Source organism: Brucella sp. HL-2 (assembly GCF_025846885.2).
Classification (GTDB): domain Bacteria; phylum Pseudomonadota; class Alphaproteobacteria; order Rhizobiales; family Rhizobiaceae; genus Brucella; species Brucella quorumnocens.
Genome location: NZ_JAOYTK010000011.1, coordinates 49,721 through 69,626, shown reverse-complemented (window position 1 = coordinate 69,626; position 19,906 = coordinate 49,721). Strand labels below are relative to the sequence as shown.

Here is a 19,906-nt window from a genome sequence, read left to right as displayed (position 1 = left end):
GCTCAGCCTTGTGTCTGAATAAGAATGTGTTTAGCGAGTGTAATCAGCCCGCGATCACTGCCGCGGGGCCCGATGAAAGAAATGCCCATCGGCGCGCCGTGAACCGTGCCGAGTGGCACCGTGATCTGCGGTAAGCCTGAAAGAACGGAGAGGCAGAGCAGGCGCAGCGCCTGTTCGCGATAGGCTTGCAGTGTCTCAAATGGCTCTTTGGCAAAAGGCGCGGCACCTGGTACGGTTGGGAGCGCCAACACCGCATTGTCACCGATGATTGTTTCCAATTCCTGGGTGAAACGCGTGCGGCGGATGCGATGGTGCGCCAGAGCTTCATCGGTGATTTCTGACCCATAAGCAAAACGGTCGGCGACGCCGGGTCCAAGCTGGCGATCGCCTGACGAAATCCATGCGCCATGAGTTGCCCAGGCTTCTGCGCCCTGTATCTGGCGGAAAGTGATATACAGCTCATCTATTGAAAGTGTCGGTTGGCTCGCCGCTTTGAGGCTTGCAAAATGCGGACGCACTTTAGCGAACATAGCTCTGTATGCGTCGGTTTCTGGATGGTCGAGCAGCAGATGCTCCAGCAGCGGCATATAAAGAAGCTGCGAGAATGCAAATGCCTGCTCGTCCTCGCCGAGGAGGACTTTGCCGACGCTTTCATAAAGAGCGATATCGCGTGCAAACCAACCGATCGTATCGAGAGACGGCGCAAGCGGCATGATGCCTTTAAGAGGAATACGGCCATGAGTGGTGCGCAGACCAATAAGACCGCAGAAGCTGGCTGGTGCGCGGATTGAGCCACCCGTATCGGAGCCAAGTGCTATATCTGCCAAGCCACTTGCAACAGCTGCCGCCGAGCCGGACGATGAACCACCTGTAACCCTTTCAGGGGCAGACGGATTGATGGGGTAGGGGTAATGTGAGTTCTGTCCCATCAGTGAAAAAGCCAGCTCGTCGGTCTGGGATTTGCCGATGAAGGCCGCACCTGCTTCAAGCAGTTTTTCAACCGTGGGGGCAGATTTTTCGGCGACAGGTGATTCGGCAAAAATCTGCGGATTTCCGCAGCCTGTTTTCATTCCGGCCACATCATAGATGTCTTTGACCGCAAGAGTTGCACCGTGAAGGGCGCCATGAGCTGCGTGAGCGGGCGCATTTTCGGCTTTTGCAATGATGGCGTTGAAGGAATCGAGGCGGGCCATTGTTCACGACTTGCTGCCGAAATCAGCATTTATGGTTAAAGAAAGGGAAATTAACGCGGTAGATTGTTTCACTAATGTTGAACAATGGCAAGCGCACAGAGCGGCAAGTCAGGGGTAAAAATAATTTTGGCCCAGCCGATATTTGTCATTGAATGGACACATGTTTGCGCTTATATCGCCCTTGCCCAAAGTCGCACGTGCCTGTGGGTGTCCGCCGATCCTCGAATGGTGAGGAATTCGGTACGGTACCTGGACCTAACCGCTCCAGTTGATCTGTAGGCCAACCGCCAGATCAAGGACATCTTGAAGCAACGACGGTGCGGGCCTTTCTGGTGTCTTTCGGCTGTCCAAAAGCCGGAATTACTGAAGAGGCACACCTTCATTGCCAAAAGTGCGGATGCGGTTCTCCAATTCCAATCCAAGGCAGACAAAGCGGAGTAACGCGGGTTTAGCGTTGTTCCACCGCCGCATGAGTTTTCGCGTGACCTCAGCATCTCCAAAGGCTGGCCTCACCGCGGATGCGCTTATGCATACTTTGTCTCTTAGAGAATTTCGTGGCCCATGGTGGGCTCGGTCAGATTCCCTAAGTGTTTTTTCTGCGCAGTCTTTTTCGGGATTGCGCTCTAGATGCGGCAGATCAAGCCGCGCGGGAGAACGACCATGGCAACGCAGCGTATCATTGACTTCCTCAACACCCGCCGTCCCGATGGCCCTTGCCTCGTCGTCGACACCGATGTCGTGCGCGAAAACTATCAGAATTTTGAAAAGGCATTGCCTTATTCGCGCATTTTCTATGCTGTGAAGGCAAATCCTGCCCCTGAAGTGCTGCGTCTTCTTGCATCGCTTGGCTCGTGCTTCGATACGGCATCGGTTGCCGAAATCGAAATGGCATTGGAAGCCGGTGCAACGCCAAACCGCATCTCTTATGGCAACACCATCAAGAAGGAGCGCGATGTTGCGCGCGCTTTCGAGCTGGGCATTCGCCTCTATGCAGTTGATTGCGTTGAAGAAGTCGAAAAGGTTGCTCGTGCTGCTCCAGGTAGCCGCGTGTTCTGCCGCGTTCTGACCGACGGTGAAGGCGCTGAATGGCCGCTGTCGCGCAAGTTCGGTTGCGTGCCTGCCATGGCTATCGACGTGCTGCGTCATGCAAAGTCGCTCGGCCTCGACTCCTATGGTGTGTCGTTCCACGTCGGCTCGCAGCAGACGGACCTCACCGCATGGGATCGCGCTCTTAGCGATGCAGCATCGGTATTCCGCACACTGGCTGACGAAGGTATCGTTCTGCGCATGGTCAACATGGGCGGCGGGTTCCCGACACGTTACCTCAAGGACGTACCGACCGCTCAGGCTTACGGCATGGCGATTTTCGATGCGCTCTCGAAGCATTTCGGCAACCGCATTCCGGAAACCATTATTGAACCGGGTCGCGGCATGGTTGGCAATGCAGGCGTGATCAAGACCGAAGTGGTTCTGGTTTCGCGTAAGTCGGACAACGACAATGTGCGTTGGGTCTATCTCGACATTGGCAAGTTCGGCGGTCTGGCCGAAACCATGGACGAGGCGATCCGCTACCAGATCGTGACTCCACATGATGGTGGCGAAACCGAACCTTGCGTGCTGGCTGGCCCAACCTGCGACAGTGCGGACGTTCTTTATGAAAAGACGCCGTATCCGCTGCCGGTTTCGCTGACCATCGGTGATGAAGTTCTCATCGAAGGCACAGGGGCTTACACCACCACCTATTCGGCGGTGGCATTCAACGGCTTCGAACCGCTCCGATCCTACGTCATCTGATCAATCGGGTTTTCCCGGTCGATCCTCTCAATCTGCCTGGCGCTGCAAAGCGCTGGGCAGGATGTGCGGCTGCCCATGCTTGGGGTGAGATGTCATGAATGCAAATCTGGAAATTCAGGAAAATATCGTAACCGGCCTTTCGCAGCGCCTTCAGACAGCTTTCGCTGTCGTCGGCGAAACTGGCGAGCACGTTGTTGCGCGTGAAGCACTGCTCGACCGCGCAATGGGCGAAGGTCGTCGCAGAAAGTCTTCTGAAAAGCTGCGTCGCGGTCGTCAGCCCGCCGAAGGTCTGGCGTTTGCTGCCACTGGTGCGGGCGGATCGCTCGCGGGCACGGTGCGGCTATGGAATGTCCATGCCGGGCTTGATGGTTTCGGTTTTCCGGTTTCAGCTTTGCTGCTCGGCCCGCTCGCGGTTGATCCGTCGACTGCAGGTTGCGGTATCGGTTCGGCATTGATGCAACACGCGATTGCCGAAGCCAAACGGCTCGGTCACGGTGCTATTCTGCTTGTCGGTGATCCAGAATATTATGAACGCTTCGGCTTTTCAGCGGAAAAGACCGGCGAACTTGCCATGCCCGGGCCGTTCGAAAAGCGTCGCTTTCTGGCAATTGAGTTGAATCCTGGCCATCTCGATGGAGCACAGGGAATTTTGCGCGCCAGCGGCCGCAAACTGCCGCGTGTTGAAACAACTACGCGGCAGACAGCCTGACGCATAGTCGTTAGATTTACTCTAAAGCGTGTCACGCTTAATGGCACCCATAACGCTCGCTCTAGATTCCTTAAATTGCCGCATGTTCGCGAACGCTAAATGAATCCATTTGAGCGGCGACATGCTTTAGGACAAACGCACCAGTCGTCCGAAGTTGCGGACGGCTGTAATAGCAAGGCCTGCCAGAAAACCTGCGATCAGTCCTGCAATCACAATCAGCTTGCGCGATGATCCGGCAGGATCGAGCGGCGGGCGTGCCTCAGAAATTACACGGACATTGGTAGTCGTAATGCCTTGCTGCTCGGTGGTTTCGCGCGAGCGTAGCAGGAACGCTTCATATACGGAGCGCAGCGTTGAAGCTTCGCGGTCCAGTTCCCGCAATTTCACCCGATCATCATTGCTGTTGGCCTGTTGCGACTTGAGTTGTGCGAGGCGTGTGCTGAGATCACGCTCCTGCTGGGCAGAGCGCTGCACTTCAACTTGCAAGGAAGCGCGGATGCGGCGTAGTTCGGCATCGATATCGTTCAGGACAGTCTGCTTTTGTGACTGCAACTGAATGAGTTGCGGGTGGCGTGGCCCAAGTTGAGTGGACGCCCCGTTCGCATTCTGGCTGGCCAGCGCAAATTGTGCACGCAGTGCCGTCAGCGTGTTGGAACGCAAATCTTCCGGTAAGGTACCGGAAATAACGCTGCCGGTTGTCGCATCGTTGAGAACCTGTACACGCGCCTGAAGACGCATGGTTTCAGCGCGCTGATTGGTAAGCTGGTCATTCAGACGAGTGAGATCATTATCACTGATCAACTTGCCATCAACATCGACAAGATCACGCGACGCGCGGAAATCTGCTGTAGCCTGTTCGGCTTTCTCAACGCTTGCACTCATATCGGCGAGGCGTTTCGAAAGTTCTTCTGCATTGCGGCGGGCGGCGTCCGACTGAAGAGAGTCCAGCTCTGTCTGGAACACGGAGCCGACGAGATTGGCAATCTCGGCTGATTTCTCAGGGCTGCGTGTTTTGACCGAAATCGAATAGATGAAGGTCTTGGCGTCGCGCCCGATCGTAAGGCTGTCGTAGAGATTATATAGAACGCGGGTTTCAAGTGCCTGACCCTCGCTCGCGGTATTTGGCTTCATCATGCTTTTAAGCTGCGCGAAAAAGCCAGCAATGCCTGTGGGTACAAAACTGCCGTTGAATTCCGGATCTTTGGTCAGGTCGGCCTGATGAATGACCTTGAGCAAAACACTGCTGGAATCGAGCAATCGCGCCTGACTTTCAGCAATCGCCAGCGATGCATCGGTTGGTAATTGTCCCGGGGTCAGTTCGGTGCCCACGGTCTTGATGCTGCGCGGGTCAACCAGAATATCTGTCGATGCCACATACATTTGTGGAATCGTCATGGCGTAGAGAGCTGCTGCAATGCCGCCGATCAGCGTTGTTGCGATCAGCAATTTGCGCGAACCTTTGACGACTTCAATCGCTATGCGCGGATCAATAAGTGGCTTCCATTCGGTGTTCGACGCTTCGCGCTTAGCGGGCCATGTATCGTCCGTGACAATTGCTTTCGGTTCCGATGTGCTGACTTTGGCCACCTCATCCTTGGACGAATTGGCGCTGTGTTCGCGCTCTGCAATCTTGCGTTCAAGCTCTGCCTTGATCGAAGCCATGCGGCTGCGAAGCTCGGAGACCTCTTCTTCCTTGGCGGCCTTATTTTCCTGCTGCGAGCGGAAAAGTTCTGCGCGTTCCTCAGGGGTGGCAGGTGGGGTCCACGGTGGAGTTATGGGCGGGGTAATAGATTGAGGCTCACGTTTGGACGCGTCAGATTCTTCGCGGCTCGTCTCAGGCGCGTCTGAAAATGCAAGAAGAGGCTTTTCTTCTCTTCCTTTATTGCGCTTGTCGTCACCGCTCATCGTCAAAGATGTCCGTACCCCAGAATAGTCTTCATGCTTCCGACTATAGGTTTTTTATGGAGAACAAATGGTTAAAATGCGTATCGATAATCGCGTTAGTGCTTTTTAATTAAGTCTTTTTCGCTAAGTATCGGTCTACGGTCGACATACACGGCTTAACAAGCAACAGGTAATATAAAGACGAGGCCCTTGGGTGATCGCGAAAGCATTCAAGAAATTATCGGGTAGTCGCGGTGCCGTGGTGCGGGACTATTTCTCGCTCTTCTCTGGTTCTGCCGGAAGACTGGTTGTTTCGCTTCTTTATTTTATCGCGCTTGCGAACACATTGCCGACGGGAGACTTCGGTATTTTTGCCACAGCGTCGGGTACCGGTGTGGTGCTGTCGCGGCTCGTTTCGCTGGGGTTCAGCTCGCCACTTTATCGTATTTCTACCGTGAAACCGCTTTTGCTTGGCACATATACAGCCGGCTATTTGGCGGCGGTTCTTGTCTCCCTACCGCTTTTTGCGATCTGTTCGTGGTTGGTTTACTTCGTCTTCTTCAGCCGCGACATTTCATTTTTGCCGTTTGCCATTGTCGTCATTGCCGAAGCGCTTCTGTGGCGCTCGACGGAGATGATCATCATCGTCAATAATGGGCTGCGGCGGTTCGGTATTTCAGCTTTGCTGGTGATTTTCGGAACCGTAACGCGTGCGGTTGCTGCAGTCTTGTTCATGTTTCTGGCGGCAACGCACGATGTCGCGCATTGGGCATGGTGGTATCTGGCTGCAAATGCCGCAGCACTGATTGTGGCGCTTCGATTCTATCCACGGGTGAAATTGCGCTTTGAGCCGCGCCTTTATGCCCGGCGCATATCTGATTCCATCGCTGTGATGGGCGCTGAACTTCTGTTCTATATTCAGAGCGAGCTCGATAAGCTTTTGGTGCTGAGCATCGGCGGACCAACAACGGCAGGCATCTATGCGATCATCATGCGCCTGGTCGATTTGACTGCACTGCCGATCCGTTCCTTTAATATGATGCTCGTACAGAAGCTTATGCGTACGCCCGATATGCTGGCGTCGCTGCGTATCAGGGCTGGGCTGGAGTTTGCGGTCTTTGCCATATCGGTAGCAGGTTTGGGCGCAATGGTGATCTTCCTGCAATTTTTCCCCAAGGCACTTGGCGCAAGCGTTGCACCAATTGTCGGGCTGTTGCCTTTGGTGTTGCTGGTGCCGGGTTTCCGCAACCTGATCGAGTATCAGACCGAGATTCTCTACGCGCGTGGTCAATCTGGTCTGCGTACATTGAACATGGTGCTGATGACTGCAGCCAAGGCTTTGTTCGTGTGGCTTCTGCTGATTTATTATGGAAACAGCAATGACTGGATTGCCGGCCTCAATTTCGTATTTGCGGGGATTTATATCCTGTCGCTGGTTTTCACCTATACGAGCATCAAGCGGCCCGCGAAGCGGGTCTAAAACCCAGAGCGCCACAATTCGGCGCTCTGGGTTTTGACGATCTCAACCACCTATGATGCGGCGAATATCATTGACCGACAGGCTGAGGAAGGACTGCATGCCGATGGCGACCTGATGCGGTTCCATTTCGGCAATGAAAGTTCTGAATTCTTCTTCCGTTGGCGGTGGTGCAAACCACTGCATGCGGCAGAGATCGTGTGTATCGTGAAAGTGGCCCGCGCCTTCCAGAACATCATCGACATAATGGCCGTAGATGAAACATTCGGAGAAGCGGCGGACGTTGCCGATAGCCGCTACCCAATGCTGGCCCGTATGTTCCTCGATACGCTCACACATGCCGACGACCGAATCTCTGCGCCATGAAACGAGCTGGCCGATATAATCATTCAGTGCGCTTTTGCCATTCGGGACACCAAGAAGCTTTCCTGCATTTTCAGCCCAAACAGGGTGTTCCGGCCATTCGGGATTGGCAAGCGCATTGGGCCGGTAGAACAGGCGCAGTTTGTCACCTTGCCAGAGCGTGCTGCAATCAAATGCGCGCACGAAAGCAGTGTCGGAATCGGTGTAGAGAAGACCGTCTTCTTCCACCTTGCTTGCCAGTGCAATACGGCGCAATTGCTGCACATGCCATCCGCGCAATGGCTTGGTTTTGAACGACAACCAGACGCGACGACGTCCGAGATAGGTCGGATCGGGAAATGCGCGCAGCCATGAGGGCAGCAGATCGCGTTCATCAATCACGATGCGATTGGCGCTTTCTATCTGCCGGAACAGTGCCACATCTTTGCTGTCGACAAGTATGTAATGCTTGGTGAAACCGGTGACATGTTTGTCCATGGTTTCACACAGGAGCTTGCAACGCTCAAAGTCCTGATCCCAGCTTGCGGTAACGATAGCTGTCTTCAAGGTTTACCCCCTGACAGCTTTTCCTTGGCCACACGCCAGAGAAAGACCGGATTGCCGACGAGATAGCGCTTTGCCAGACGGCGCGGTTCTTGCAACAGGCGGTGTACCCACTCCATCTTGAGTGTGCGGACCCAATGTGGTGCGCGTTGTACGCGGCCGGTGTGCAGATCGAACAGAGCACCGACAGCGCTTGCAATCGTGCAATGTTCCGCTTTGATGTATTTATCGATGAACAGTTCCTGCCGCGGGACGCCCATGGCGACGAGCAGAATATCGGGATGATAATCGGCCAGCTGACCGAGAATGCCATCAAGATCGGCTGGTTTGAAATAACCGTCTGAAATAACGCGAAAATCATGTTGCGGTATTTGCTGTTTGAAAAGTTCTGCGGCTTCAGCAGCAACACCCGGACCGCCGCCCAACAGGGCGACCTTCATTGGACGCTTGATGTGCTGCATCAGGCCCGGAATAAAATCTGTGCCGTTGAGATTGGCCGGGAATTTCGCGCCATAGGCTGCTTTGCTGGCAATATCGACGCCAATACCATCAGGCAGAATCAGGAAATCTTTCAGCGCGGCCATATAGGCTGGGTCTTCATGCGCAATATTGGCATTGTTGGCATTGAGCCAGCCCTGCTTCATGAATTCACGGCTCTCGATCCGTTTTTCAAAATAGGCGAACGAACTGTCCCAGTCGAAACAGACAACCTTGATGCCGAGAATATTTCGATATTCGAGTTTTGCGGGTGCACTATTCGTCATGTCAGTTTGCTTTTCCTGTCACGTCCTGAAGTTTCTTTAAGCCTCGGGCGATCGCGCTGTCCATGCCTTTGATTTGTGCCTGTTTGAAGGCTTTGCCATCCAGTTTTTGACGGTCCCCATCGTTTATTGCTTTTAGACGCTGAACAACAGCTGCCGCAAATTCCGCAGGCTTATCAGCAATCGTGCAATTTGCGGGAATATAACGGATTCCACGAACCGAATGTGCAGTCGCGACACTTGGCATGCCAAGTTCAAACGTCTCGATGGATTTGAGCTGAACGCCAGTGCCGGCCCGGCTGATCAGCGGCACAAGCTTTCCACTTTCTACAAACTCGGTTGCATCCGGCACTTTGCCGACGAAATTGACGCCCGGCCATGCTGCAATCAAATCAGCCGGTGTATTACCAGCGATGGCTATTGAAATGTCTTTCGGCAGCAGTGGTTTTACTTCGCGCAGAAACCATTCAAGCCCGATGCGGTTCGGGTGCCATGTCCATGTCCCGATCAGCGCCAGATCGTATTTCGCTGAAGGCGCCTTTGTAGCCGCATTATTCCCCGGCATGACAAGCGGTAGTGTTGCAAACTTATCGTTGTTAAGGCCCAGTGCCGGACCGTCGTCTTCCGCAAATGTGAAAACGAAACTTGCCTGTTTGCACAGTCTGTTTTCCAACTTTTTCAGAATGCGTGCTTCGCGGCCGAACAGGAATTTCTGTACTTTACCTTTGGCGTCTGCGGCATTTTCTTCCGCAGAGCGATATTCGACATTGTGCGCAACGAACAGAGATGGCTTGTTCTTGAAAATTTCTTCAAACGCTCCGGGCAGCGTGACACCGTTGAGAACATAGGCATCAAAGTCGCCAAGTTCGGTGATTGCATTATGCAGCTCGATAGCAGGGATCACGCGCAGTTTTGCTGAGGAAACCGTCAGCCCGGTGAGGAAGGATTTTAGCACCCATCCGATCTTGCGCTTGATGCCTGCACCTTCCGTGCGTACTTCCACTTCGCCAAGGACGATTGTGTCGGCACTTTCAGCAGCTTTATGTCCCGGCCACGTAAAACCCAACACGGTCACATGCGCGCCTGCGCGACGAAGGCCATCAATGACGGCTGCGTTGGCAACTTCATATCCGGTTGAGGCGACGGCATGGGGAACAAGTGACGTCACGAAGACAAGACGAAACGGTTGCAATTCAACTCCTGACGGCTCTTAATGAATGTTTATTGAAGTTAGTGTCTACAGCCATGCGGTGAACTTTTCTTTAAGCGTTTATCAATAGTGGCAAGATAAACATAAAATCATAATTCTCTGAAATAATCGGAAGCTGAGATGCCAGATTTACCGGATCATATTGAAGTAATCGCTAAAACACCTGGTCTCGCCTATGACGAGATCGACATCGTCGTTTCGCTCCCGACATTTATGCGGCCCGAGCATCTGATACGCACGCTCGACACGCTGAATGCGCAGACCACCAAGCGTAAATGGGCTGTCGTTGTGATCGAGAACGAAACCGAAAAGAAGGAAGGCGCAACCGTTGCCGCCCCGCTTTTCGAAGCCGGTAAATATCGGGGTATGCTGATCGGTGAATCCCATCGCGGCAACTGCAACGCCTATAATGCTGGCTGGCTGACCGCGACTAAGTTTTTCCCGAATTTTAAATATGTCATCGTGATCGACGATGACGAACTGGCTGATCCTGACTGGATCGAAAACATGGTTTCGACCGCTGAGCGTTATAACGTTAGCCTGGTTGGCGGTCCGCAGTATCCGATTTTTGAAAAGCCGAATTCGGAACAGTGGGCAAAGCATCCGGTCTTCCTACCGCATTATACCAAGACAGGCCCGGTTCCGATTATCTATTCGTCGGGCAATCTGCTGATTGCGCGCCCTGTGCTTGAAGCGCATGGTTATCCGTTTATGGATCTGAAGTTCAACTTCACCGGCGGCGGCGATTCTGACTTCTTGTCCCGCTCAATCGCTAAGGGCTTCAAAGTTGCCTGGTGTGCGGAAGGTATCGTGCGCGAAACCATTCCGGCACGTCGTCTCGAAAACGACTGGATCAGATCACGCGGCTTGCGCAACGGCGTTCTTTCGACCTTGATTGAACAGCGCAAGCGCAAGGACGAGCCACTCGGTCAGGTGCGCGTGTTCCTCAAGAGCCTCGCGCTTCTGGCTTATTCGCCGATCAAGGCTGTGAGAAGAGGTGTTGCCGCTGGTTTTGCACCTGTTGGTACCTACTTCATCCATATCGGTCTGGGCCGGGTGATGGCGCATTTTGGATATTTGAATGAGCAGTACCGCAACCCGGACAAGAACTAATCCAAGTTCGTCCGATCCGATGCGGGTGACGATGCGCCAGATAGCGCTCGTCACCGCGACGGTTATATTCTGCATTCTGTTGATTTCTTTTCGCCCGTTTTCACCGGCTGTTCCTGCCGATGGTCAGCAGGCGGGTGATGCCGTCAATCAGCTTGGCTTTGGCCTCGTCGGGGCCATAGCATTGGCGTCGCTTGCAATGTTCGCCGAACCTGGCAAGGTTTTGCGGCTTGTCAGCCTTGGTTGGCTGCTGATGTTCGGCCTTTTGTTGGCTTCAGCTTTCGTTAGTCCCGATCCTTCGACCGCCATTCGTGGCATCATGCTGACGCTGATCGGTGTGCTGGCCATTGTCGCTGTCCTTGCCCTGCCGCAAGATGCCGATGGCTATTCGTGGATGTTGCTTGTTGTGGCGTCTATCGTTATTTTTATCTCCTATGCCGGTGTGGTGCTTTTGCCTAATCTTGGCACCCACGGTGTAGATGCTGGCGAGCCGCAGAATTCATTTCTTTGGCGGGGTGTCTTCACCCACAAGAACATTGCCGGGCCTGTCATGGCGATTTTCGCTTTTGCGGGTATTTATCTTTGGCGGCGCGGCTGGCGGTTCAGCGGTGCGCTGATTGCGTTATTTGCATTGTTCTTTGTGGCGCATACAGGTTCGAAAACCACTGCCGCATTGGTTCCATTCGCCATGCTTCTGGTCATCGGTTCCGGCATGTTTGGTATGCGCGGACTGGCACCTCTGATGATCTTTGTCATTCAGGTTGTGTTTGCGCTTTTCACCATTGGCACAGTGCTATTTGAGCCGTTGCATCAGATTGTTTTGCAATTCTCGGTCGATCCGACTTTTACAGGACGCACCTCGATCTGGGCCTTTGCGATTGATGCGTTGCACAACCGTCCATGGATCGGATTTGGTTATGAGAGCTTCTGGGGGGCTGAGCGGGTCAAGGAAGCCGCCAACCCTTATTATCTCGACTGGGATGTGCGCGGCATCGTGCATGGCCATAACGGCTATCTCGATATCACGCTTTCGATGGGTCTTATCGGTCTTATCTGCGCAATAGTCGTGATCATCATCATGCCGCTGGTCAACTATATGCGATGCAGACCAACTCGCGAGAACCTGCTTCTTGCTGATTTCTTCCTGATGTTTGTGTTTTTCGGCACGCTCAATGCGATGCTGGAAAGCTTCTTTTTTCGTCGCATGGATCCAGTGTGGCTCATGCTTATCTTTGCGATCTTTGGTCTGCGCATGACGGCCAAAGTCACCATTCCCAAGCGGGCTATCTAGAGCGTGTCGCGCTTGTTCGTACCCGCTGCGCTGACTCTATCTTCTTGTTTTCACGCATGTCGTTGTCGGAAAACCGGTTTCCACTTTTCCGCGACATGCTTTAGCCGGAGTTACCATGAATATCGCTATCATTGGCACGGGCTTTGTCGCCGATTACTACATGACCACGCTGCGCAATTATCCGCAACTCAAGCTGCTCGGTGCCTTCGATCGATCGCCGGAACGGATCAAGGTGTTTGCCGCACATTATAATGTGCGTGCTTATGAGAGCTTTGAGGCCGTGCTGGCTGATAAAGACGTGCAGATTGTCTTGAACCTCACCACACCGGAAAGCCATTTTGCCATTTCGCGCGCAGCGCTTGAGGCTGGCAAGCATGTCTATTCCGAGAAGCCTTTGGCAATGGATTTCAACGATGCCAAAGCGCTGGTCGATTTTGCTGCCGCCAATGGTCTGACGCTTGCTGCGGCACCCGCCAATGGCCTCAGTGACGCGCAGAAACTTGTTTCAAGTTCGATGAGCGAGATTGGCACGCCGCGTCTGGTTTATGCTGAAATGGAAGACGGTCCGGTGTTTCGCGATAAATGGGCGACATGGCGCTCACAATCGGGCGCGCCATGGCCGGGTCTGCATGAGTTTGAGATTGGCTGCACGCTGGAACATGCGGGCTATGCGCTCTCATGGCTCGTGTCGCTTTTCGGCCCAGTTGAAAGCGTGACTGCTTTCTCTTCGGTCACCTTCCAGAATAAGGGGCCGGGCACCGAACATCTGCGCATGGCACCGGATTTTTCCGTGGGGTGCCTGCGCTTTAAATCTGGCCTCGTTGCGCGTCTGACTTCGGGCCTCGCAATGCCAAAAGATCGCAGCCTGACGATTGTGGCCGATAAAGGCTCGATTACGGTCGATGATCTCTGGGATAACCGTTCTGCGGTTCGGCTTGAATCGACGACCAGAAAACGTTCCATTCTGTCGCGGGTGTTTGGACGTCTTGAAGCCAAACTTGGTAAGACACTCGCATGGAAACCGGCAGTTGGCAGCAAGCTTACCTATCCAAAAGGCGATACGGTGAGCCTGCCGTCATTCCCATCGCAAATTGATTTCATGCGTGGTGTTGCCGATCAGGCGCGCGCCATCGAAACCGGTAAGACGGCCTTTTTCTCAGGCGCTGTGGCATTGCACATTACCGAAGTGGCTCTTGCACTTAACAATGCTGGCGAGAATGCAGCGCCTCATAAGGTGCAGAGCAGCTTCTAATCGGGTTTCTTTGCAAGCACAGTGCTGACGATGTTTGCGACGGCAGCACTGTGTTCAAGCGGCATGATTGGACTGGAAATCTCGCCACGTGATACGGCATCGCGCACGGCTTGCGCCTGAAACTGAAGCCCGTTGCCTGCAAAGCTGTGATGCTCGACCGTTCTTCCCGGCAGTGGCAAGCGATTGAGAACCTTGCCGATTAATCCGCCTGGACCTTTGGGGCCGATGGCAGAGCTCATTGCTTTTGCAGAAAAGATTGTGAGGCGCTGTGCTTTGAGGAACGGTGCGTGCAGCAGAATTGCTCCCCCTGTGCCCTCAATCAGCATCTGGTTTTTACCGTTATGGTCAAAACCGCATGAAAGATGCGCTTTGGCGCTTGCATATGTCAGTTCGATTTCCGTACGCATATCGACGCCACTCTTGGCACGTGTCCAGCGTCCGCTGACTGCATTGGGCAAGCCCAAGAAGCTCAGCGTGAGCGAAACCGGATAAACGCCAAGATCGAATGCGGCACCGCCGCCTAATGCCGGATTGAAAAAGCGGCTTTCCGGGTTCTCCTCGTGGAAATAGGAAAGATCGGCTTCAATACGCTTTACTGTTCCAATTCTTCCGGCCTTGATGTGCTCGCGCGCGGCATGAACTGCCGGGAGAAAGCGGCTCCACATAGCTTCCATGGCAAACACATTATGCGCTTGGCTTGCGGTTGCGATCTGGTTTGCACCATCAGCATCAAGCGTCAGCGGCTTTTCAGTCAGGCAGGCTTTGCCAGCGGCGATTGCCTGTAATGTCTGCGGGACATGCACGGCATTGGGCGTGGCAATGTAAACGGCATCGATATCAGCACTATTTAGAAATGCTGATGGATCGTCAAACGCCTTGTCTGCATCGACGCGGTCCTTAAAGCTTTCAGCACTATCGAGTGAGCGAGAGCAAATGGCGGTCACGCGCATATCTTGGCTTGCCTGAATATCTGCTGCAAAGGCGTTGGCAATCGTGCCCGTTCCCCAAATGCCCCAGCGAAAATTTTTGCCGTCGCGTTGCGTGTTCGTCATGGTTTTACCGCCAACCCCTTCGCGATACCCTTGTCATTTGTCTGTTGTATATCGCATGATATGCGGGATTACGACCGGCTTTGCCTGCCGTTTCCCTCTTCATGTGATCAAGGTAAAAATATGAGTGGAATTGTTGTAGCCGTTGCACGTGACGCCGAGCATCGTTTCTCGAAACAGCTGGTTTCTGAGATCAGCATCATTGCAGGCCAGGGCGTTGAAGGCGACGCGCATAAAGGTGTGACGGTCAAGCATCGTTCGCGCGTGAAGGCTGATCCGACTCAGCCAAACCTGCGTCAGGTTCATCTTATTCCAGCAGAACTCTTCGATGAGCTGACTGCGAAAGGGTTCGACATTGCGCCAGCGCAACTGGGTGAAAACATCACCACGCGCGGGATCGATCTGCTCGCACTTCCAAAGTCGGCGCTTCTCAAAATCGGCAGTGATGTAGTTCTCGAAATCACGGGCCTGCGCAATCCATGTTCACAGATTGAAAACTTCGAAAAAGGCCTTCTCGGCGCTGTTCTCGATAAAACCGACGACGGCGAACTGGTGCGTAAAGCGGGTATCATGTCGATCGTTATTGCGGGTGGCAATGTGCAGGCTGGTGACAATATCGAGGTCGAGCTGCCGCCCCTGCCGCATGAGAAACTGGAGCGCGTCTGAGCATTTAAATCGGTTAGTTTTTTAGAAAAAGGCCTATCAAATTTGCGTCATATGCCCTAGATCATCCAACAATAGGATACAGACTGGCTTTGCTGGCGCTACATAGTGCGACAGCGACAGCTACGACAGTCCAGTCTGTCGGCTCTCTAATTCTGTATGACAAGCCAGTTGGCTGTGTTTCAAAAGGGCAAAAAATGGAAAAAGCAGATATCGGAATGGTCGGTCTCGGCGTCATGGGTTCGAACCTTGCGCTGAACATCGCCGAGAAGGGCTACACGGTAGCCGTCTATGACCGCGACGAGCCCGTCCTGAAAGCATTCATCGAAAAAGCTGGCGCGTTGCGTGACAAGATCATTCCTTGCGCCACCTTTGAAGAGCTGGCTGACAATATCCGCAAGCCACGTCCAATCATCTTCCTCATCAAGGCAGGCGCACCAGTTGATGCCGAAACCACCCGCCTCAAGGCTTATCTTGAGAAAGGTGACATCATGATCGATGCTGGCAACTCTGACTATCGCGACACGGTTCGTCGTTTGAAGGCGCTGGGTCCAAACGATCCGACCTTCGTCGGCATGGGTGTATCGGGCGGTGCGGAAGGTGCACGTCATGGGCCTTCGATGATGGTTGGCGGTACAGAGGAAGCCTATGAGCGCATCGCGCCAATCCTCCTGGCTGCGGCTGCAAAATATAAGGGCGAGCCTTGCTGCGCACTGGTTGGCCCGGATGGCGCAGGCCATTTTGTGAAAACCATTCACAACGGTATCGAGTATGCCGACATGCAGATGATTGCCGAAATTTACGGCATTCTGCGTGATGGCCTTGGCCTTTCGGCTCCGGCAATCGGTGATGTGTTCGAGAAGTGGAATGCGGGCCCGCTCAATTCCTACCTCATTGAAATCACTGCAAAAGTCCTGAAGGCTACCGATCCTGAAACCGGCAAGGCGATGGTCGATGTGATCCTCGATGAAGCTGGACAGAAGGGTACGGGTCGTTGGTCGGCTATCGAAGCGCAGATGCTCGGTGTTCCGGCAACTGGTATCGAAGCCGCAGTTGACGCGCGCTCTTTGTCGTCGCTCAAGACCGAGCGTCAGGCTGCTGAAAAGGTTTACAATCCGGCTTCGCGCGCGCTCGATATTGCCGATCAGGCACAGTTCCTTGCCGATCTTGAACAGGGTCTTCTGGCTGGCAAAATTGCAGCCTATGCTCAGGGCTTTGCCGTCATGTCGGCAGCGTCGAAAGAATATGGCTGGAACATTCCGCTCGCAACGACAGCACGTATCTGGCGCGAAGGCTGCATCATTCGTTCGCTGTTCCTTGACGACATTGCACAGGCCTTTGAAGGTCAGGAAATCGAAAACCTGTTGCTGGTTCCTGCTTTCGTTGAACGTATGGGCAAGGCGTCAAAGGGGCTTCGCAAGATCGTGGCGCAGGCAGCTCTTGCCGGTCTACCTCTTCCTGCGCTTGGTTCGGCATTGAGTTATTTCGACAGCTTCACGCAGTCGCGGGGCACTGCAAATGTTATTCAGGGTCAGCGCGATTTCTTCGGTTCGCACGGCTTCAAACGCATCGATAAGGAAGGTGACTTCCACGGACCTTGGGGTGATTAAGCGCTGAAAAGCTTTGGCTCTGATTGATGGAAAATCACATCAGCGCCATTATTTTGACACGCCATGAACACGAGTTTCATAAAAAAGCCGCCCGGTTGGGCGGCTTTTTTGTTACTTTTTATCGACTAATCAGCCAGAACGAGCAGATCGTGTGATGCAAAATGCACCGTCACTTTGTCGCCGCGCTGCGGCGGTGGCTGTGTCGGATCGTTGAACGTGTCAAATGACAGCTGGTTCTTGCCAAGTGCTACGCGCGTACGAATAACCGAGCCAAGGAAATGCACATCTTCGATGGTTGCATCGAGCGACGTATCGTGGCTCTTGCGTGCTTCGAGGCTGACAGCTTCCGGGCGCAGAGCCAGCGTGATCTGCTTGCCCTTAGCATGATGACCGAGTTCGTCGTTAACTTTGATTGTGCGACCATCAAGATCGATGCTGTTTTGTCCCGGTTCGTTGACGGATGCTTCGAGCATGTTGAGTGTGCCGACGAAGGACGCAACAAAGCGCGAGGCAGGACGGTTATAGATATCAAACGGAGTGCCGATCTGATCCGCCCGACCTTCATGCATGACGACAATGCGGTCGGAGATCGACAGTGCTTCTTCCTGATCATGTGTCACGAAGACAGTCGTGATGCCCAGCTTCTGCTGGATCGCACGGATTTCCTGACGCAGTGAAATACGGATTTTCGCGTCGAGCGCTGAAAGCGGCTCATCAAGCAGAAGCACTTGCGGCTTGGTTGCGAGCGCACGCGCCAGTGCCACACGCTGCTGCTGACCACCAGACATCTGATAGGGATAGCGGTCCGCAAGATGCTCAAGCCGGATGAGGCTCAGCATTTCCTGAACTGTGGCATCGATTTCAGCTTTTGACTTGCCAGAAACACGAAGACCGAAGGCGACGTTCTGTGCAACAGTCATATTCGGGAAGAGCGCATAGGCCTGAAAAACCATGCCGATATTGCGCTGATTGGGCTTGAGGTCGACAACATCCTTGCCGTCGATTTCAATCGCACCGCTATCCGTTGTTTCAAAGCCTGCGATCATACGCAGAACGGTTGTCTTGCCACAGCCCGAAGGCCCGAGAAAGGAAACGAATTCACCTTTTTCGACGGCAAGATTGAAATCGTGGACGACGGTATTGGCGCCGAAGCTCTTTTTCAGGTGCTTGAGATTAAGAAAAGCCATGAATGTTACCCGGCGGTTGTCTTGAATTTGTTGAGGCGAGATACGAGCTGCAGCATGATGATGCTGACCCACGTAATGCCAAACGAAATGATCGCCAGCGCGGACGGCTCATAAGCGCGATTGGCGCCCACAAGCTGCAGATACGGGCCGAAAGCTGGACGATTGAGTAGCGATGCAAGCGTGAATTCGCCAATGACAATGGCAAAGGTAATGAACGCACCGCTCATAACACCCGACATCACATTCGGGAAAATCACCTTGAACATGATCCGCCCCCAGCCAGCGCCAAGGCTCTGTGCTGCTTCGGTGAGTGTGCGGACATCAATCGTGCGCATGGCAGTATCAACAGCGCGATACATGTAAGGCAGCGACAAGGTCATATAGCCGAACATAAGCAACAGATCAGTTGCACGCGTCGACGAGGTGAACGGCAACCATGACGATGAATTATAGATGCGCAAGTAACCGAACACGATGACGATGGCCGGAATGACAAGCGGCATCAAGGTGATGAACTCAATCACTGGCCGTAAGTGCGGCAGACGCAAACGCACCCAATAGGCTGTCGGTACCACCAGCAGCACACCGAATATGATCGTCAGAACGCCGAGCAGAATCGAATAACCAAAGGTTGCCTGGAAATTCGGATCGCTGAAAACAACCCGATAGGCATCAAATGAATACTCGCCGCGACGCATGCGCAGAGAAAACTCGAAGGTGCCAATCAGTGGGACCAGGAAGTAGATCGCGCCGATAAGGAAAGCGATCCATGCACCGATCTTCTGAGCGTTGAATGCCTTTTTCATCGCTGCCACCTTTCGGCGCGCATACGCAGCCAGATGTAAAGGAGGTTGGAAAGCCCGGTTATAACGATCATGCCGAGCGCCAGCGCGTACCCAAGGTTCTGGTTATGCAGAACGTCGCCTCGGATCTGCGCATAGAGCAGGATCGGCACGATGTTGAGCGAAGAACCGGTCAGTGCATAGGCGGTCGCAATCGCACCGAAGGCATTGGCGAACAAAAGCAAGGTTGTGCCGAGAAGGCTCGGCCAGAGGATCGGGAATGCAACCATGCGCCAATATTGTAGATTGGTGGCACCCAGGATCGAAGATGCCTCGCGCCATTCCTTTTTAAGACCGTCGAGTGCTGGTGTCAGAATCAGCACCATCAACGGGATCTGGAAGAACAGATAGGTGATTGTCAGGCCGAAGAAGCTTAGGAGATTAAAGCCTGTCGAATAAAGATTGAAGCCGAACCATTCGCGCAGCAGGATAGTCACAAAGCCGGTGCGTCCGAGCGTGGCCAGAAAGGCAAAGGCCAGCGGAACGCCAGCGAAATTGGATGCAACGCCTGAGAAGGTCAGTACGGTCGGACGTAGCCAGCGCGGCAGATTGCCCAGCACTACGGCCCAAGCCAGAAAGAAGCCAATCAGCGCACCGCCAAGGGCGGAGGCGAGGCTTACTTTGATCGAAATCCAATAGGCACTCATAATCTGAGGCTGGAAAAGATCACGGACATTCTGCAGCGTGAAATTGCCATTTGGGTCCTGAAAGGCGCCGATGATCAGATACACCGTCGGCCATAACAGGAAGAGAATGGCAAACAGAAAGAAAGGCGCGACGCCAATCCACGATAGTGGCAATTGACGCTTACGCACCCCGCTGATTGGTGCGGTTGTTTCGGCTGATGAACTCATGCGTTCTTTCTTTAGAGCATAATCCCGAAAGCATATAGGTTTTCGGATGTGACTACGCGTGAAATTAAAAGACGAAGTATCTCTGTCGGCTAAGATTCTATCAGAGCACCGCGA

The 19,906-nt window shown here is 53.6% G+C and carries 17 protein-coding genes; 8 read left to right on the top strand and 9 right to left on the bottom strand.

Going from position 1 to position 19,906, the window contains the following annotated elements:
* Window positions 1-2: 2 nt before the first annotated feature.
* Window positions 3-1,193 carry an amidase gene (locus OIV19_RS13825; protein WP_264231999.1) on the bottom strand — a complete coding sequence of 397 codons (1,191 nt, stop codon included), beginning with the start codon at window positions 1,191-1,193 and terminating at the stop codon, window positions 3-5.
* A 660-nt stretch (window positions 1,194-1,853) separates the two neighbouring features.
* Here OIV19_RS13825 and odc2 point away from each other — a divergent pair.
* Window positions 1,854-2,987, top strand: coding sequence for an ornithine/lysine decarboxylase (odc2, locus tag OIV19_RS13820; RefSeq protein ID WP_264231998.1), 1,134 nt, complete (start codon window positions 1,854-1,856; stop codon window positions 2,985-2,987).
* 94 nt (window positions 2,988-3,081) lie between these two features.
* Window positions 3,082-3,696: a GNAT family N-acetyltransferase gene (locus tag OIV19_RS13815; RefSeq protein ID WP_264231997.1), complete on the top strand. Its 615-nt coding sequence runs from the start codon at window positions 3,082-3,084 to the stop codon at window positions 3,694-3,696.
* Window positions 3,697-3,822: 126 nt separating this feature from the next.
* On the opposite strand, the gene OIV19_RS13810 is transcribed toward OIV19_RS13815, so the two are convergent.
* Window positions 3,823-5,601: a GumC family protein gene (locus tag OIV19_RS13810; RefSeq protein ID WP_264231996.1), complete on the bottom strand. Its 1,779-nt coding sequence runs from the start codon at window positions 5,599-5,601 to the stop codon at window positions 3,823-3,825.
* A 193-nt stretch (window positions 5,602-5,794) separates the two neighbouring features.
* Here OIV19_RS13810 and OIV19_RS13805 point away from each other — a divergent pair, with 193 nt between their 5' ends.
* On the top strand, window positions 5,795-7,060 hold the full coding sequence (locus tag OIV19_RS13805) for an oligosaccharide flippase family protein (protein ID WP_264231995.1): 1,266 nt from the start codon (window positions 5,795-5,797) through the stop codon (window positions 7,058-7,060).
* 42 nt (window positions 7,061-7,102) lie between these two features.
* Here the strand turns inward: OIV19_RS13805 and OIV19_RS13800 are convergent, their stop codons facing one another.
* Genes OIV19_RS13800 through OIV19_RS13790 form a run of 3 tightly spaced genes read right to left on the bottom strand, consistent with a single transcriptional unit; the run spans window position 7,103 to window position 9,916 of the window.
* The gene (locus OIV19_RS13800; protein ID WP_151092991.1) at window positions 7,103-7,966 is read right to left on the bottom strand and encodes a DUF6492 family protein; all 864 of its coding nucleotides are present in this window, start codon (window positions 7,964-7,966) and stop codon (window positions 7,103-7,105) included.
* Window positions 7,963-8,727 (bottom strand): WecB/TagA/CpsF family glycosyltransferase, encoded by a 765-nt coding sequence (locus OIV19_RS13795; protein ID WP_264231994.1) that lies wholly within the window; start codon window positions 8,725-8,727, stop codon window positions 7,963-7,965. The genes OIV19_RS13800 and OIV19_RS13795 overlap by 4 nt, the downstream gene beginning before the upstream one ends.
* A gap of 1 nt (window position 8,728) precedes the next feature.
* Window positions 8,729-9,916, bottom strand: coding sequence for a glycosyltransferase family 4 protein (locus OIV19_RS13790; RefSeq protein WP_264231993.1), 1,188 nt, complete (start codon window positions 9,914-9,916; stop codon window positions 8,729-8,731).
* 138 nt (window positions 9,917-10,054) lie between these two features.
* Here OIV19_RS13790 and OIV19_RS13785 point away from each other — a divergent pair, with 138 nt between their 5' ends.
* From OIV19_RS13785 to OIV19_RS13775, 3 genes are all read left to right on the top strand, one after another.
* On the top strand, window positions 10,055-11,047 hold the full coding sequence (locus OIV19_RS13785; protein WP_024895930.1) for a glycosyltransferase family 2 protein: 993 nt from the start codon (window positions 10,055-10,057) through the stop codon (window positions 11,045-11,047).
* Window positions 11,016-12,335 (top strand): O-antigen ligase family protein, encoded by a 1,320-nt coding sequence (locus OIV19_RS13780; protein WP_264231992.1) that lies wholly within the window; start codon window positions 11,016-11,018, stop codon window positions 12,333-12,335. The genes OIV19_RS13785 and OIV19_RS13780 overlap by 32 nt, the downstream gene beginning before the upstream one ends.
* A 115-nt stretch (window positions 12,336-12,450) precedes the next feature.
* Window positions 12,451-13,587: a Gfo/Idh/MocA family protein gene (locus OIV19_RS13775; protein ID WP_264231991.1), complete on the top strand. Its 1,137-nt coding sequence runs from the start codon at window positions 12,451-12,453 to the stop codon at window positions 13,585-13,587.
* Here the strand turns inward: OIV19_RS13775 and OIV19_RS13770 are convergent.
* Window positions 13,584-14,639 (bottom strand): Gfo/Idh/MocA family protein, encoded by a 1,056-nt coding sequence (locus OIV19_RS13770; protein WP_264231990.1) that lies wholly within the window; start codon window positions 14,637-14,639, stop codon window positions 13,584-13,586. The genes OIV19_RS13775 and OIV19_RS13770 overlap by 4 nt on opposite strands.
* A gap of 120 nt (window positions 14,640-14,759) precedes the next feature.
* Between OIV19_RS13770 and OIV19_RS13765 the strand changes: the two genes are divergently transcribed.
* A complete protein-coding gene (locus OIV19_RS13765) occupies window positions 14,760-15,302 on the top strand; it encodes an MOSC domain-containing protein (protein WP_264231989.1) in 543 nt (180 codons plus the stop codon).
* 194 nt (window positions 15,303-15,496) lie between these two features.
* Complete coding sequence (gene gnd / locus OIV19_RS13760) at window positions 15,497-16,909, top strand: NADP-dependent phosphogluconate dehydrogenase (protein WP_264231988.1); 1,413 nt, start codon at window positions 15,497-15,499, stop codon at window positions 16,907-16,909.
* A gap of 125 nt (window positions 16,910-17,034) precedes the next feature.
* On the opposite strand, the gene OIV19_RS13755 is transcribed toward gnd, so the two are convergent.
* The 3 genes from OIV19_RS13755 to OIV19_RS13745 are packed head-to-tail and all read right to left on the bottom strand — an operon-like array spanning window position 17,035 to window position 19,792.
* Window positions 17,035-18,096 (bottom strand): ABC transporter ATP-binding protein, encoded by a 1,062-nt coding sequence (locus tag OIV19_RS13755; RefSeq protein ID WP_151092976.1) that lies wholly within the window; start codon window positions 18,094-18,096, stop codon window positions 17,035-17,037.
* Window positions 18,097-18,101: 5 nt separating this feature from the next.
* Complete coding sequence (locus OIV19_RS13750; protein WP_151092974.1) at window positions 18,102-18,902, bottom strand: ABC transporter permease; 801 nt, start codon at window positions 18,900-18,902, stop codon at window positions 18,102-18,104.
* Window positions 18,899-19,792, bottom strand: a complete 894-nt coding sequence (locus OIV19_RS13745) for an ABC transporter permease (RefSeq protein ID WP_264231987.1) — start codon at window positions 19,790-19,792, stop codon at window positions 18,899-18,901. The genes OIV19_RS13750 and OIV19_RS13745 overlap by 4 nt, the downstream gene beginning before the upstream one ends.
* Window positions 19,793-19,906 lie beyond the last annotated feature (114 nt).